Origin of the sequence: Rhodovulum tesquicola (assembly GCF_024128855.1) — a bacterium.
GTDB lineage: Bacteria > Pseudomonadota > Alphaproteobacteria > Rhodobacterales > Rhodobacteraceae > Rhodovulum > Rhodovulum tesquicola.
In genome coordinates this window covers 163,827-179,790 of the sequence record NZ_JAMYDV010000002.1, presented here as the reverse complement: position 1 = coordinate 179,790, position 15,964 = coordinate 163,827, and the positions used below count along the sequence as shown (strand labels likewise).

The following is a 15,964-nucleotide window of genomic DNA, read 5'->3' as shown; positions in this document are numbered from 1 at the left end:
GGGCGCCCGCCTGCGCCGTCCACTATGTCGGGCTGCGCTGCGCGCGGCCTCCCCCCGCGGATCGGGGACGTCGCCAAAGCGGGACGCAGCCGCCCAAGGCCCGATATCGAGCCTGTGCACAACGCCCCGCGCGCAGGAACCACCGCGCTCAGTCGATCCATTCCCAGGGCACGGTAAAGCTGCCCAGCACCGCGCGCGGGGCGTTCTCGTCGTCGGCGCCGTGGCGCGTCAGCCGGGCCACCAGCCCACGCTTGCGGTCCTCGACCACCTCGCCCACCCGCGCCGACAGCCCCGCCTCGGCCAGCGCGGCGTCATAGACCCGCCGGATCGCGCGCTTGCGCAGTTCGGGCTTGAACACCTTGCCGACCGCGGTCTTGGGCAATTCCCCGATGATCTCGACATGCTTCGGGATCGCGGCGCGTTCGTGGATATGGATCCTGGCATGGGCCAGCAATTCCTCGGGCGTCACGGTGGCGTCCTTGACGAGTTCCACATAGGCGCAGGGCAATTCGCCCGCGAAGGCATCGGGCTGGCCGATCGCGCCGACAAGGGCCACGGCGCGATGCCCCGCCAGCGCCTCCTCGATCTCGGCGGGGTCGATATTGTGGCCGCCGCGGATGATGATGTCCTTGGCCCGGCCGGTGATGTAAAGATAGCCATCCGCGTCGATCCGGCCCAGATCGCCCGTCCGCAGGAACCGCCCGCCCGCGAAAAGCCCGTGGTTCTTGGCGACATCGGTATAGGTCGACCCCTCGACCACGCCGGGATTGGCGACGCAGATCTCGCCCACCTCATCCACCTCGCATTCGCCCAGCACATTGCCCTCGGCATCGCATTTCAGGATATGCACCTGCGTATAGGGAAACGGAATGCCGACCGAGCCGATCTTCTTGGCGCCGTCCGGCGGGTTGATCGAGACCAGGCAGGTCGCCTCGGTCAGCCCGTAGCCCTCGCAGATGGTGACGCCCGTGGCCTCCTCGAAGCGGCGGTAAAGCTCGACCGGCAGCGGCGCCGAGCCGGAAAACGCATAGCGCAGCGTCGAGACATCGGCATCGACCTTGCGCTGCATCAGCGCGGCGATGGCGGTGGGCACGGTGATGACGAAGGTCACGCCCCAGCGTTCGATCAGCTTCCAGAAATTGTCGAACACCCCATCGCCGCGATAGCCCGCAGGCGTCGGCAGCACCACATGCGCCCCGGCCGAGATCACCGACATCAGCACCGGATAGGCGGCAAAGACATGGAACAGAGGCAAGGGACAGATCAGCGTGTCCTGCTCGCTGAACAAGAGCCGATGGCCCAGCCAGCCATTGTAGATCATCCCCGAAACCCGGTGCTGCGCGACCTTGGGCAGACCGGTCGTGCCGCCGGTATGGAACAGCGCCGCGATCCGGTCCTCGGAATGGTCGGGAAAATCCAGCCGGTCGGCGCGTTCCCTTGCCATTTCCTTGTGGAAATCCAGCAGGTCGGCATGGTGGTTGTCGGGGTTCTTCGGCCGGATCAGCGGCACGATCAGCTTCTTGGCACCGGTCAGGTAGCGCAAGAGGTCCACCTCCAGCACCGTGCGCACATTCGGCGCGTGGCGCACGGCCTCGGCGACCTTCTGGCCGACATCGGTCTTGGGGAAGGTGCGCAGCGTGACCACCACCCTGGCATTGGTCTCGCGCAGGATCGCACCGATGGTCTCGGCCTCCAGCAGCGGATTGATCGGGTTCACGATCCCCGCCACGGCCCCGCCCAGCAACGTCACCGCGGTTTCGGTGCAGTTCGGCAGGACATAGGCGATGACGTCCTTCTCGCCGATGCCGAGCCGGCGGAACAGGTTCGCGGCCTGGGTCACGCGGCCGTGCAGCTCGGCCCAGCTCAGCGTCTCGGCCGGCGCCCCGGGGTCCGAGAACATCTGGAAGCTCAGCGCCGGGCGGTCTGGATGCGCGCGGGCCGTCGTGCTCAGGAACTCATGGATGCTGCGCGCCACGGGACGCGCATGCCAGTCGGATTCCGCCTCGATCGCGTCGCGATCGGCGCGTGAGGCATAGGCTGCCATCGTCTTTCCTCCCCGGGGCCGTTCTCTGCGGCGCCGCTCTCCCTTATGGAGGATCAGGATGGCCGGATTTCCCGCCCGCCGCAAGATCCCCTGCCATGGCCGCAACGCCACGTCAGGCCGGGCGCTGCGGCGGGCAGGACGGGATCAGCCCTGCGGAATGCGCAGCACCTGGCCGGGATAGATCTTGTCGGGATCGCTCAGCATCGGCTTGTTGGCCTCGAAGATCTCGGTATAGCGCGCGCCATTGCCCAGCGTCTTTTCCGCGATCTTCCACAGGCTGTCGCCCTTGACGACGGTGTGGAACACCGGATCCGCGCCGCCCGCCGCATCCTCGACAGCGGCCACGCCTTCGATATTTCCGACCGCCAGCATCACCTTCTCCTTGGCTTCCTGGCTGGCCGCGGTGCCGGTCACCTTGACCTTGTCGCCCTCGACCGAGATCTCCAGCCCCCCGGCATCAAGCCCCAGATCGGCGATTTCCTTGTGCAACTCCTCGACGCTGGGCGCCTCGGCCGCCTCGGCCCGGCCGCCCAGCTTCTTCCCCGCATTCTTGACGAATGACCACAATCCCATTTTCCGTCCTCCTCGGCAAAAATCGTGAACGATGCGCCAGAGTAGACAGGGATTTGCGACAAGCAAACGAAATCGCCGCGGCTCAGGCGGCGCTTTCGATCCCGTCGGTGAATTGCAGCCGGGCCAGGCGCGCATACAGCCCGCCCTGCGCTACCAGCGCCTCGTGGCTGCCCTCGGCGACGATCCGCCCGCCATCGAAGACCAGGATGCGGTCGGCCTTCTTCACGGTGGCCAGCCGGTGCGCCACGATCAGCGTGGTGCGGGTGGCGGCCATCTCGTCCACCGCGTGCTGCACCGCGCGTTCCGATTCCGCATCCAGCGCCGATGTCGCCTCGTCCAGCAGCAGCACGGGCGCATCGCGCAGGATCGCGCGGGCAATCGCGACCCGCTGTTTCTGCCCGCCCGACAGCATCATGCCCCGTTCGCCCACCTGGGTATCATAGCCCTGCGGCAGCGCGGCCAGGAAGTCATGCGCGGCCGCCGCGCGGGCGGCCTGTTCGACCTCGGCATCGGTCGCCTCGGGCCGGCCGAAACGGATATTCTCGCGCGCCGAAGCGGCAAAGATCACCGGATCCTGCGGCACCAGCGCGATATGGTGGCGGAAGGTGGCGCGCGTGGTCGCCCGCAGATCCACCCCGTCCATCAGGATGCGCCCCTCCTGAGGGTCGTAGAAGCGCAGCAGAAGCTGGATGATCGTCGTCTTGCCCGCCCCCGAGGGACCGACCAGCGCCACGGTCTCGCCCGGCCGCACATGCAGGTTCACCCCGTCCAGCGCCGAAACGCCGGGCCGCGAGGGATAGGAAAAGCGCACATCCTCGAAGCGGATATCCCCGCGCGCCCGGGCGGGCAGCGGCAGGGGACGCGCGGGGTCCGTCACGCTGTCCTCGGCGGTCAGAAGCTCCACCAGCCGTTCGGTCGCGCCCGCGGCGCGCTGCAACTCGCCCCAGATCTCGGTCATCGCGCCCACGGCAGCGGCCACCATCACCGAATAGATCACGAACTGGACCAGCTCGCCCACGCTCATCGCGTCGGCGCGCACGTCGCGGGCGCCGACCCACAACACGCCCACGATCCCCGCAAAGACCAGGAAGATCACGATCACCGTCATCACCGCCCGCGTGCCGACCCGCTGGCGCGCGGCGACATAGCTTTTCTCGGTCACGTCATGGAAGGTGCCCCGGCTTGCCGCCTCATGGGTGAAGGCCTGCACCGTCTGCACCGCCAGCAGCGCCTCGGAGGCATTGCCCGACGAGGCCGCGATCCAGTCCTGGTTCTCGCGGCTCAGGCGGCGCAACCGACGCCCCAGCAGCACGATCGGCACGATCACCGCCGGAACCAGCACCAGAACGGCAGAGGTCAGCTTGGCCGAGGTCGCCAGCATCAGCACCAGCCCGCCGAAGAAGATCAGCACGTTGCGCAGCGCGACCGACACCGACGAGCCGATCACCGACAGGATCAGCGTGGTATCGGTGGTGATCCGGCTCAGAACCTCGCCGGTCATCGTCTTTTCGTAGAAGGCCGGGCTCATCCCGATCATCCGGTCGAAGACGGCGGTGCGGATATCGGCCACCACCCGCTCGCCCAGCAGGGTCACAAGGTAATAGCGCAGCGCGGTGCCCAGCGCGAACAGCGCCGCGATACCCAGCGCCGCCGCGAAATAGCTGTCCAGAAGTGCGGCCGCCTCGGTCTCGAACGCATCGACCACGCGCCGCACCGCCATCGGCAGGATCAGCGAGACCGCCGCGGTCAGCACCAGAACGGCAAGCGCCGCGCCCAGCAGCGCCTTGTAGGGCAGCACATAGGGCCAAAGCGCGCGCAGCGCCCCGATCCGCTTCGATTTCTCGCGGTCTTCCTCGACCCTGGCCCTGGGGGGCATGGCATGCTCCTGCTTGTCCGTGGCTGTTGTAGGGCCGGGCGGCGGGGACAACAAGTCGCAGCGGTCGATTTCACGGCACAGGACGGGGGCGTGGAGCGGGTAGACGGAATCGAACCGACATAGCCTGCTTGGAAGGCAGGGGCTTTACCATTAAGCTATACCCGCACGCCCCCGTGACTAGGCCACGACCGGGCGGCGGTCAAGCCGCAACTGGTCCGATCAGGTCGCGACAGGCGCGATCAGCCCCGGCCCCGCGGCGCGGTTCGAGTTCACCGCCAGCACGCCCTCGGCGGCCGGCCGCATCAGCACCGCCGCCCCATGCCCCGCCTCCCCCAGCCAGAGCGGCCAGTCGGCCCGCTCGACGATCACCGGCATCCGGTGGTGGATCGTGGCCATCGCGGGATTGGCCTCGGTGGTGACGATGGCGCAGGTACTCAGCCGCTGGCCCTCGCGCTCCCAATCCTGCCAGATACCGGCCATCGCCATCGGCGCGCCATCGGCGCGGCGGACATACCAGGGCAGCCTGGCGCCATCCGCCGCCTTACTCCATTCGTAGAACCCGCTCGCCGGAATCAGGCAGCGGCGGCGCCGCGCGGCCTCGGCAAAGGCGGGCTTCGTCGCGATCGTGTCGGCGCGCGCATTGATCAGCAGCGGTCCATCGGTCAGGGTCTTGTACCAATGCGGCACGAACCCCCAGCGCAGCGCCCGCAGCCGCCGCATGCCCCCCTCGCCGGTCACCGCGGCAACCGGATTGGTCGGGCAGACATTGTAATTCGGCCCCTCGGGCAGATCGTTCGCGGGCATGGCCTCGAAAAGCTTCGCCATGGCCTCGACCGGCAGGGTGATCGCGAACCGTCCGCACATGGGCGCAAAGGTTAGGGCCGTGACCCGGAGTTTTCAAAAGCCTTTGCAGAATCCTTCAACCGGGTGCCGCGCCCGCGCCCACAGGCCCGTTCAGACCCACTCGTCCCGCCCCGTGCCGACTGCCTCGGCCACATTGGCGAACCCGTCGCGCGCCAGCAGCCCCTCCAGCCCCTGCACGATCTGGGCCACCAGCCCCAGTCCGCCATAGACCAGCGCGGTATATAGCTGCACGGCACGCGCGCCCGCGCGGATCTTGGCATAGGCGTCCTCGGCCGAGCCGACGCCCCCCACCCCGATCAGCGGCAGCCGCCCGCCCGTCGCCACCGACAGCCGCGCCAGCACCCGGGTCGAGCGTGCGAAAAGCGGCGCGCCCGACAGCCCCCCCGCCTCGCCCGCATGGCGGCTTGTCAGCTCGCCGCGCGCCAGCGTGGTGTTGGTCGCGACGATCCCCGAAATCCCCGCCTCCAGCGCGACCCCGGCGATCTCGTCGATCTCGGCATCCGACAGATCCGGCGCGATCTTGAGAAAGACCGGGATCGGCCGCGCCAGCCCCGCCCGCGCCGCCATCACGCCGGCCAGAAGGGCGGACAGCGCCGCGCGGCCCTGCAAGTCGCGCAGCCGTTCGGTATTGGGCGACGAGACATTGACCGTGGCGAAATCCACATGCGCCCCGCAATGGGCCAGCACGGCGGCGAAATCCGCCGCCCGGTCGGCGCTGTCCTTGTTCGCACCCAGGTTCAGCCCGACCACCGCCCCCTCGGGCCGCGCCGCCAGCCGCGCGCCGATCGCCACCATGCCCTCGTTGTTGAAGCCGAAGCGGTTGATCGCCGCGCGGTCCTCGCTCAGCCGGAACAGCCGCGGGCGCGGGTTGCCGGGCTGCGGGCGCGGCGTCGCCGCCCCCACCTCGACAAAGCCGAAACCCGCGCGGGCAAGCGGCCCCAGCGCCACGGCATTCTTGTCATAGCCCGCCGCAAGCCCGACCGGGTTCGGCAAGGCCAGCCCCGCCAGATCGGTCGCCAGCCTGTCCGAGGTGATCGCCCCCGGCAGCGGCACCAGCCCCGCGCGCAGCGCCGTCAGCGACAGCCCATGCGCCCGCTCTGGGGCCATCCGGTGCAACAGGGCCAGCCCCGCGCGCTCCAGCGGGGTCATACCACGCCCTCGGGAAAGATATGCCCGGTCGCACCCAGCGGCAGGGACTTGTCCCAGACCACATCCGCCACGCTCAACTCGCGATAGAGATGGGGAAACAGCGCGCCGCCCCGCGACGGCTCCCAGCGCAGCGCCTCACCCAGACGGTCGGCCGCCACCGCCACCAGCACCAGATCGCTTTCCCCCGCGAAATGCTTCTCGGCGGTGCCGGTCACCTGCTCGGCCGTGGACAGGTGGATGAACCCGTCGGCCAGATCGACCGGCGCGCCCGCAGTCAGGCCCGCCGCGCGAAAGGCGTCCCACTCGGCCCGGCGGAAAATCTTGTAGATCAGCATCCCGCTCCCATGCCCGCAGATGCAGCCCCGGTCAAGCGCCAGAGGCTTTGACAGCCCGGCCACGGCGCGTCAGACTTTCCGCGTTCAACCGAAGGGGGATTCATCATGGCAACGCGCGCCCTGTCCGCTGCGCTGTTCCTGGCACTGGCAGCAACCCCGGCCCGGGCCGAGTTCAGTCTGACAATCCTGCACACCAACGATTTCCACGCCCGGTTCGAGCCGATCTCGAAGCATGATTCGGTCTGTTCCGAGGCCGAGAACGCGGCGGGCGAATGTTTCGGCGGCTCGGCCCGGCTGGCCACTGCCATCGCCGAGGCCCGTGCGCGCAACGCCAACACGATCCTTGTCGATGCGGGCGACAAGTTCCAGGGCACGCTGTTCTACACCCGCTACAAGGGGGCGGCCACGGCCGAGATGATGACCCGGCTCGGCTATGACGCGATGGCAGTGGGCAATCACGAATTCGACGACGGCCCCGAGGTGCTGGCCCGCTTCGTCGCCTCGGTCGATTTCCCGGTGCTGATGGCCAATGCCGATCTCTCGGCCGAACCGCTGCTGCGCGACGGCATCGCGAAATCGGCGGTGATCGAACGCGGCGGCACAAGGCTGGGGCTGATCGGCCTGACGCCGGTGGACAACCCCGATCTGGCCAGCCCCGGCCCCAATATCGTCTTCACCGACCCGGTTGCCGCGGTGCAGGCCGAAATCGACCGGCTGACCGCGGACGGCATCGACAAGATCATCCTGCTCAGCCATTCGGGCCATGACCACGACCAGCGGATCGCGGCGGAAACCACCGGGATCGACGTGATCGTGGGCGGCCATTCCCACACGCTCCTGTCCAACAGCGTCGAGGGCGCGGCAGGCCCCTACCCGACCATCGTGGGCCAGACCGCCATCGTGCAGGCCTATGGCTATGGCAAGTACCTGGGCGAACTCAGCGTGACCTTCGACGCCGCGGGCCGCGTGGCCGAGGCGGTGGGCGAACCGATCCTGCTCGACGCCACCATCGCCGAGGATGCGGACACCAGGGCGCGCATCGCCGAACTGGCCCAACCGCTCGAGGAAATCCGCCAGAAGGTGGTCGCCGAGGCCGCCGAACCCATCGAGGGTGACCGCAGCATCTGCCGGGTGACGGAATGCGCCATGGGCAATCTGGTGGCCGAGGCGATGCTCGACCGGGTGCGCGCACAAGGCATCAGCATCGCGCTCCAGAATGGCGGCGGCCTGCGCGCCTCGCTCGAGGCAGGCCCCGTGACGATGGGCGACGTGCTGACCGTGCTGCCCTTCCAGAACACGCTTTCCACCTTCTTCGTGCCCGGCCGCAAGGTGGTCGAGGCGCTGGAAAACGGCCTGTCCCAGGTCGAGGACGGCGCCGGCCGCTTCCCGCAGGTCGCGGGGCTGCGATTCACCTGGGCGCCAGCCGCCGAACCCGGCGCGCGGGTCCGATCCGTCGAGGTGATGGAAAACGGCGCCTGGGCGCCCATCGTGCCCGAGCAGGTCTATGGACTGGTCTCGAACAATTACCTCCGCAATGGCGGCGACGGCTACCGGATGTTCCTCGATGCCCGGGATGTCTACGATTTCGGCCCCGACCTGGCCGATGTGACCGCCGAATTCCTCGCCGCCAACGCCCCCTACCACCCCGTCACCGACGGCCGGATCGCCACACTCGGGCACGCGCCGCCCCGATAGGCCCCGCAAGACCCCGGGTCAGTCCCTTCTTCTGGCCGCAAATATCCCCGCCGGAGGCGCCGCGCGCGGCACGCGCGCGGCCCGGCCCAACCCCGGGCGGTCGGCGCGCAAGCGCCGCGCGGCCCGGGGGCGGAAGTGCCCCCTAACCGCCCAACGCCGCGTTGCAGCGCGCGCAGGTCCCCGGATGGGCATGCCCCCCCACATCGGGCAGGATCTTCCAGCAGCGCTGGCATTTCTCGCCCTCGGCCTTCTCGAAGACCACGCCCACGCCCGGCACTTCGGGCAGGCGGAAGGCCTCGTTCGGGCTGGGATCGGCGGTCAGCAGGATGTCCGAGGTGATGCAGAGATCGGCGAAATCGACCGTCTTCAGCGCCGCCAGAACGGCGGCGTCCTCGACATGCACCACCGGCGCGGCCTCCAGGCTCGCGCCGATCACCTTGTCCCGGCGCTGGATCTCCAGCGCCGCCGTCACCACGCGCCGCACCTGCCGGACCCCCGCCCATTTCCCCGCCAGCGCCTCATCGCGCCAGGCGGCGGGCGTTTCCGGGATGTCCTCCAGATGCACCGACCCGTCCTCGTCCGGAAAGCGCGCAAGCCACACATCCTCCATCGTGAAGACGAGGATCGGCGCCAGCCAGGTGGTCAGCCGGTGGAACAGCAGATCCAGCACACTGCGCGCGGCGCGGCGGCGCATGCTGTCGGGCGCATCGCAATACAGCGCGTCCTTGCGGATGTCGAAATAGAAGGCCGACAGATCCACGGTGCAGAAGTTGAACAGCGCCTGGAACACGCCCTGGAAATCATAGCTGTCATAGCCCTGCCGCACCCGCTGGTCGAGCTCGGCCAGACGGTGCAGCACCCAGCGTTCCAGCTCGGGCATGTCCTCTGGCGCGACCCGTTCGGCCTCCGAGAACCCGGCCAGATTGCCCAGCATGAAGCGCAGCGTGTTGCGCAGCCGCCGGTAGCTGTCGGCCACGCCCTTCAGGATCTCGGGCCCGATGCGCAGGTCCACCGAATAATCCGACTGCGCCACCCAGAGCCGCAGGATATCCGCGCCATATTGCTTGATGACATCCTCGGGCGCGACGGTATTGCCGAGCGATTTGGACATCTTGTTGCCCTTCTCGTCCAGCGTGAAGCCATGGGTCAGCACGCCGCGATAGGGCGCCCGGCCGATGGTGCCGCAGGCCTGAAGCATCGAGGAATGGAACCAGCCGCGATGCTGGTCGGTGCCCTCCAGATACAGATCCGCAATCCCGTCCGCCGCCCCGTCCGCCCGGTCGCGCAGCACGAAGGCATGGGTCGAGCCGCTGTCGAACCACACATCCAGCACGTCCATGACCTGATCATAGGCGTCGGGGTCATGGTCCGGTCCAAGGAACCGCGCCTTCGCCCCCTCTGCATACCAGGCATCCGCCCCTTCGGCCTCGAAGGCCGCCACGATGCGCGCATTGACGCCCGGATCGCGCAGCAGGAAATCGGGATCGGTGGGTTTCGCGCCGCGCTTGACGAAACAGGTCAGCGGCACCCCCCAGGCGCGCTGGCGCGACAGCACCCAGTCGGGCCGCGCCTCGATCATCGAGTAAAGCCGGTTGCGGCCCGTTTGCGGGGTCCATTTCACCAGCTGGTCGATCGAGGTCAGCGCGCGTTGGCGGATCGTCTCGCCATATTGGCCCATGCCGTCATCCAGCCTGTGGTCGATGGCGGCGAACCATTGCGGCGTGTTGCGGTAGATCAGCGGCGCCTTGGAACGCCAGCTATGGGGGTAGCTGTGCTTGAGCTTGCCCTTGGCCAGCAGCGCCCCGGCATAGGCCAGTTGCTTGATGACCGAGACATTCGCCGGACCTTCCTTGCCCTCGGGCGTCAGGATCGCCTGCCCGCCGAAGATCGGCAGGTCAGGCCGGAACGAGCCGTCTTCCAGCACGTTATAGGTCATCGGCAGGCCGTGTTTCAGGCCGATCTGGTAGTCGTCGTCACCATGGCTGGGCGCGGTGTGGACAAAGCCCGTGCCGGCGTCATCGGTGACATGATCGCCGGGCAGCGTGGGCACGTCGAAATCCCACTCGCCATTGCCGCCCTCGATGCCGCGGAAGGGGTGGGCCAGCGTCAACGCGCCGAGTTCATCGGCGGCCACGTCGCGGACCCGTTCCAGCGTGGCGCCCTTGGCGGCGGTGGCGACGCTGGCAGCCAGCGCGTCGGCGAGGATCACGGTTTCACCGGTCTTGGCGGTGCTGCCCTCGGGCGCCTCGGTGACACGGTAGAGGCCATAGGCGATGCCCGGGCCGAAGCAGACGGCACGGTTCTGCGGGATCGTCCAGGGGGTGGTGGTCCAGATCACCACCCTGGCCGAGAGAAGCTCGGTGTCGATGCAGGCGTCCTTCCCGGGGAAGGCAGAGGCCGAAACGACCGGAAACTGCACCCAGATCGTGTGGCTCTGGTGGTCGTGATATTCGACCTCGGCCTCGGCCAGCGCGGTCTTTTCCACCGGCGACCACATCACCGGCTTCGAGCCCTGGTAAAGCGACCCGTTCATCAGGAATGTCATGAATTCCTGCGCGATCACCGCCTCGGCGTGGAAATCCATGGTCAGGTAGGGATCGGCCCAGTTGCCGGTGATGCCGAGGCGCTTGAATTCCTCGCGCTGGATCTCGATCCAGCCTTCGGCGAATTTGCGGCATTCCTGGCGAAAGGCGACAACGTCAACCGCGTCCTTGTCCAGCCCCCTGGCGCGGTACTGTTCCTCGATCTTCCATTCGATCGGCAGGCCGTGGCAGTCCCAGCCCGGCACATAGCGCGCATCCTTGCCCATCATCTGCTGCGACCGCACGATGAAATCCTTGAGGATCTTGTTCAGCGCGTGGCCGATATGCAGATGCCCGTTCGCATAGGGCGGGCCGTCATGCAGGATGAAGGGCGCCCGCCCCGTCCGTTCCCGCAGCCGGTCATAGACCCCGAGCCGCGCCCAGCGGTCCAGCCAGGCGGGTTCGCGTTCGGGCAGGCCCGCGCGCATCGGGAAATCGGTTTCGGGCAGGAAGACGGTATCGCGATAGTCGGGCGTGTCGGCGCACATGGGGGCGGTCCTCGGAAAACGGGTCATGCGATCTGTTGAAGCTTCGGCGCGACGGGTCAAGCGCCTTGTCCCGGCCGCTCTGGATCAGAGCGCCGGGCGGCTAATTCGAATGATGCGCATGGGGCCGGACGACATGGGCGGGCTTATAGGCCGGGCGCGCGGGGCCGTAAAGGGCGGCTCAAGCGTCGGATTTCGAGAACAGCCCGGTCAACGCGCGTTTCACCAATGCCCCGACCGAGGGGCGCTTGAGCGCGCGGAAGGGCAGCGGGCGGCAGACCTCCATCGCGGCGACACCGACCCGCGCGGTCAGCGCGCCGTTCACCACGCCCTCGCCGAAGCGGCGCGAGACGCGCGACAGCATGCCGCCGCCCGCAATCGAGCCCAGCATGTCATCGCCCACCGCCACCGCCCCCGTGGCCACCAGATGCGTCATCACCGCGCGACCCAGCCGGATCGAGCCCAGAACCCCGCCGCGCCCGCCATAGATCTCGGCAATCCGCCGGATCATGCGCAGATTGGCCACCATCGCCGTCGCGACATCGGCCAACGCCAGCGGCACGATGGCGGTCACCGCGGCCACGGTCCGGGCGGCCGCCTCGATCTCGCGCGTGGCGGCGGCGTCGAGCGGGGCCAGCAATTCGCGCTCGGCCAGTCCCAGCAGCCCGTCGGCATCCAGGATATCGTCCCGCCGCTCCTTCAGCCGCTCGCGGCCCCAACTCGTATCCTCGCGGCGGGCATAAAGCGCCATCAGCCTGTCCAGCACCGCCCGCGCGGCCCCAAGGTCATGCGCCGCCAGCGCCGCCTCGGTCTCGGCATGCAGCCGGTCAAGCCGTGCCAGCCGCGAGAACGCCGCCAGCTCGCGCAGCCCGATCAGCAGAAGCGCCAGCAGAACGCTGCCCGCCAGCACGACCGCGATGCCCCCCAGAACCGGGTTGCGTGCGACCAGCCCGGTCACGAAATCCCATGCCGCCAGCGAGACGGCAAAGCCGATCAGCGCCGAGAGCGAGGCCCAGAAGAACCGCCCCAGCCGCGAGGGCGGCCGCGCGGCCAGCGCCACCACCGCCTGCATCGCACGCCCCTCGGGCAACGCATCGGGCTCCGGCACCGGCGGCGCGGAGGCAGGCGACAGCCGCGCCTCGGCCTCGTCCGCCTCGAACAGAAGCGGCGCCCTGGCCCTGCGGACCTCGCGGCCCGCCGCGCCCACCCTTGCGTCCCGCTCCCGCTCCTGTTCCAACCGTTCCCGCTCCTGCCGTTCCTGTTCATCCCGCGCGCGTTCCAGCCGCTCGGCCTCTGCCCGTTCCCGCTCGGCCCGCTCGCGTTCGGCCCTCTCGGCCTCGGCTAGCGCGCGCTCCCGGCGCGCCCGCTCGGCCTGTTCGCGTTCGACGCGTTCACGTTCCAACCGTTCTGCTTCCGCACGCGCCCGCTCGGCCTTCTCGCGCTCGACACGCTCTCGCTCGGCCCTTTCGGCGTCGGCCCGTTCGCGCTCGACGCGCTCACGTTCCAACCGCTCGGCCTCCGCACGCGCCCGCTCGGCCTTCTCGCGCTCGACACGCTCGCGTTCGGCCTGCTCGGCCTGCACCCGGGCGCGTTCCAGCCGCGCGGCTTCGGCCCGTTCCTGCTCGATCCGCTCCCGATCCAACCGCGCACGCTCCAGCCGGTCCCGCTCGGCGTCCTCCCGCTCCAGCCTTTCCGCCTCCGCGCGCTCCCGCTCGATCCGGGCCTGTTCCGCCCTTGCCTCGGCCAGCGCCTCCCGTTCCGCCCGTTCCCGCTCGGCCCGCTCCGCTGCCGCGGCCTGATCGCGCCGCCCCTCCGACCCCGCGCCGGGCTTGTCCCCCTCGCCATCGAGGTCGAAAAGCACCGGGCGGCGGGTCATCTCAGCCGATCCCCCAGCAGGAACTCGGCCGCCTTGTCCAGCCGGATATGGGGCGGCCCCTCGCCCGGGCGCAAGGTCAGCCGCGCGGGCGCAAAGCGCATAACCTCGTATTCGGCGTCCAGCCACGCCTCGGCCCCGTCCCGCGCCGCCTCCAGCAGGATACCGGGATCCTCGGGCAACTCGCCGGGATAAAGCGCCGCCTCGCGGCCGGTGTCCAGCAAGGTCCCGCGCACGCAGTCATAGCTTTCGCCGCCACGGGTGCGGGTCTCCTCCACCGTGGCGCGCAGCGCGGCGATCGCCATGGCGGCGGTCTCGGCACCCGCGAAATCGGCGCGGCGGCGGGCGTCGCGCATCAGGGCCTGCATGATCGCGGTCAGCCGGGGATGCTGGGTGTGGTGCAGATGATCGGCCTTGGTCGCGGCGAACAGGATCCTCTCGACCCGCCGCCCCAGCAGCAACTGGCTCAACCAGGCATTGCGCCCCGGCCGGAACGCGCCCAGGATCTCGGTCATCGCGCGGCGCAGATCCTCGACCGCGCGCGGACCTGCATGGATCGCGCCCAGCGCGTCGACCAGCACCACCTGCCGGTCGATCCGCGAGAAATGCTCGCGGAAGAACGGCTTGACCACCTCGGCCTTGTAGGCGTCGTAGCGGCGCTCCATCTCGCGCCACAGACTGCCGCGCGGCGTCGCGGCGCCGGGTTCGGGCAAGGGCGCAAAGGTCAGCACGGGCGAACCCGCCAACTCGCCAGGCAGGAGGAAGCGGCCCGGCGTGCAATCGGAAAACCCCGCCACCCGCGCCGCCTGCAACGCGTCGGTAAAGGCCGCGGCCAGCCCCTGGGCCCGGACCTCCTCGAACTTCGCGGCCGGATCGGCCTGCGCCAGCACCGCGGCAAACGCCTCGCCCCCCGGGCGCTCGCGCATCCGCGCCAGCGTGTCGCCCGACCACTCGGCATAGCCGCGCTCCATCAGCGCCAGATCCAGCAGCCACTCGCCGGGATAATCCACGATGTCCAGATGCACCGTCCGCGGTCCCGTCACCGCGCCCAGAAGCCCGCCGATCCCGCCCGGCCGCACCTTCATCGACAGCCGCAACTCGGAGACCGCGCGGGTCGACTCGGGCCAGTGCGGTTCGCTCCCGGTCAGCGCGGCCAGATGCGTTTCGTAATCGAATCGCGGCACGGTGTTGTCGGGCTGGGGCTGCAGATAGGCGGCCGAGATCGCGCCCGAGGCGGCAGCGCGCAGCTGCGGCATCCGCCCCCGCTCCATCAGATTGGCGACCAGCGAGGTGATGAACACGGTCTTTCCCGCCCGCGACAACCCCGTCACGCCCAGCCGGATCACCGGCTCCATGAAGGTCTCGGACACCGCGGCGGCAATCCCCTCCACCCCGCGCGTCACCCCGTCGGCAATATCGCCTATGCGCAAGATCGCTCCTTTCACGGCTCTGGCCAAGGTAAGCCCGGCGCCGCGCCCGCGCCAGCCCCGGGATAGGCGATTGCCAGGGAAGGATTGTCGCGGTAACGACCGGCCCATGCCCCGCTACGCGCTGAAGATCGAATATGACGGCACGCCGTTTTCCGGCTGGCAACGCCAGGCCGACCGCCCCTCGGTGCAAGGCGCCATCGAGGCGGCGCTCGCCCGGCTCGAACCCGGCCTGCCCGCCATCGCCGCCGCCGGGCGCACCGATGCCGGCGTGCACGCGCTGGGTCAGGTCGCCCATTGCGAGATGCGCAAGGACTGGGACCCGTTCCGACTGGCGCAGGCGCTGAACCACCACCTGCGCCCCGCGCCCGTTGCCGTGCTGGATTGCGCACGGGTGGGCGACGCGTTCCACGCCCGCTTCTCGGCGCTCGAACGGCGCTACCTCTTTCGCCTCGTCGCCCGCCGCGCCCCGATGACGCTCGAGCGCGGACGGGTCTGGCAGGTGCCCCACCCGCTCGCACTCGCCCCGATGCAGCAGGCCGCGCAGCACCTGATCGGGCGGCACGACTTCACCACCTTCCGCGCCGCGCTCTGCCAGGCGAAATCCCCGGTCAAGACGCTCGATGCGCTCGAGATCGAGGAACTGGCGAACCCGGACGGTCAGGAATTCCGCTTCCACCTGCGCGCCCGCAGCTTCCTGCACAACCAGGTGCGCAGCATCGTGGGCACGCTGGAACGCGTCGGCGCGGGCGCCTGGCCGCCCGGGCGCGTCCGCGCCGCCCTCGAGGCCCGCGACCGCGCCGCCTGCGGCCCGGTCTGCCCGCCCTCGGGGCTCTACCTCGCCGCGGTGGCCTACGACCCCGCCCCCTTCGCCAACCCGACGCGACCGACATCGGATATTTGACGCCAGAAGAAGGACAGGATCCGGCCCACCCGTCTTCTGGCCCTTCTTCTGGCCACAAATATCCCCGCCGGAGGCACCGCGCGCGCCAGCGCGCGGCCACGCCCAACCGCGGACAAGCGGGGCGCGCAGCGCGCCCCGCGCGGGCCGGGGGCGGGAG

At 69.5% G+C, this 15,964-nt stretch carries 11 protein-coding genes and 1 tRNA gene; 2 read left to right on the top strand and 10 right to left on the bottom strand.

All coding sequences use genetic code 11. From position 1 onward, the window contains the following. Positions 1–148 precede the first annotated feature (148 nt). From NHN26_RS03355 to NHN26_RS03325, 7 genes are all read right to left on the bottom strand, one after another. A complete protein-coding gene (locus NHN26_RS03355; protein WP_253088110.1) occupies positions 149–2,044 on the bottom strand; it encodes an acyl-CoA synthetase in 1,896 nt (631 codons plus the stop codon). Positions 2,045–2,188: 144 nt separating this feature from the next. After that, entirely contained in the window at positions 2,189–2,617 is a 429-nt protein-coding gene (gene lysM, locus NHN26_RS03350; protein WP_132693771.1) for a peptidoglycan-binding protein LysM, read from the bottom strand. 82 nt (positions 2,618–2,699) lie between these two features. Then, entirely contained in the window at positions 2,700–4,493 is a 1,794-nt protein-coding gene (locus NHN26_RS03345; RefSeq protein ID WP_253088109.1) for an ABC transporter transmembrane domain-containing protein, read from the bottom strand. A gap of 91 nt (positions 4,494–4,584) precedes the next feature. Further along, positions 4,585–4,658 (bottom strand) — tRNA-Gly (locus NHN26_RS03340). Positions 4,659–4,712: 54 nt separating this feature from the next. Further along, entirely contained in the window at positions 4,713–5,357 is a 645-nt protein-coding gene (locus tag NHN26_RS03335; RefSeq protein WP_253088108.1) for an SOS response-associated peptidase, read from the bottom strand. Positions 5,358–5,447: 90 nt separating this feature from the next. After that, positions 5,448–6,506: a quinone-dependent dihydroorotate dehydrogenase gene (locus NHN26_RS03330; RefSeq protein ID WP_253088107.1), complete on the bottom strand. Its 1,059-nt coding sequence runs from the start codon at positions 6,504–6,506 to the stop codon at positions 5,448–5,450. Further along, a complete protein-coding gene (locus NHN26_RS03325) occupies positions 6,503–6,841 on the bottom strand; it encodes a DUF952 domain-containing protein (RefSeq protein ID WP_253088106.1) in 339 nt (112 codons plus the stop codon). The genes NHN26_RS03330 and NHN26_RS03325 overlap by 4 nt, the downstream gene beginning before the upstream one ends. 105 nt (positions 6,842–6,946) lie before the next feature. Here NHN26_RS03325 and NHN26_RS03320 point away from each other — a divergent pair, with 105 nt between their 5' ends. Continuing rightward, complete coding sequence (locus tag NHN26_RS03320; protein WP_253088105.1) at positions 6,947–8,536, top strand: bifunctional metallophosphatase/5'-nucleotidase; 1,590 nt, start codon at positions 6,947–6,949, stop codon at positions 8,534–8,536. Positions 8,537–8,678: 142 nt separating this feature from the next. Here the strand turns inward: NHN26_RS03320 and ileS are convergent, their stop codons facing one another. The 3 genes from ileS to NHN26_RS03305 form a co-directional block, all read right to left on the bottom strand. Next, the gene (gene ileS / locus NHN26_RS03315) at positions 8,679–11,606 is read right to left on the bottom strand and encodes an isoleucine--tRNA ligase (RefSeq protein ID WP_253088245.1); all 2,928 of its coding nucleotides are present in this window, start codon (positions 11,604–11,606) and stop codon (positions 8,679–8,681) included. 178 nt (positions 11,607–11,784) lie between these two features. Then, positions 11,785–13,479 carry a YcjF family protein gene (locus tag NHN26_RS17690; protein ID WP_435594170.1) on the bottom strand — a complete coding sequence of 565 codons (1,695 nt, stop codon included), beginning with the start codon at positions 13,477–13,479 and terminating at the stop codon, positions 11,785–11,787. Beyond that, positions 13,476–14,906: a YcjX family GTP-binding protein gene (locus NHN26_RS03305; protein ID WP_253088104.1), complete on the bottom strand. Its 1,431-nt coding sequence runs from the start codon at positions 14,904–14,906 to the stop codon at positions 13,476–13,478. The genes NHN26_RS17690 and NHN26_RS03305 overlap by 4 nt, the downstream gene beginning before the upstream one ends. 106 nt (positions 14,907–15,012) lie before the next feature. Between NHN26_RS03305 and truA the strand changes: the two genes are divergently transcribed. After that, the gene (gene truA / locus NHN26_RS03300; RefSeq protein ID WP_253088103.1) at positions 15,013–15,807 is read left to right on the top strand and encodes a tRNA pseudouridine(38-40) synthase TruA; all 795 of its coding nucleotides are present in this window, start codon (positions 15,013–15,015) and stop codon (positions 15,805–15,807) included. The last annotated feature ends 157 nt before the right edge of the window (positions 15,808–15,964 follow it).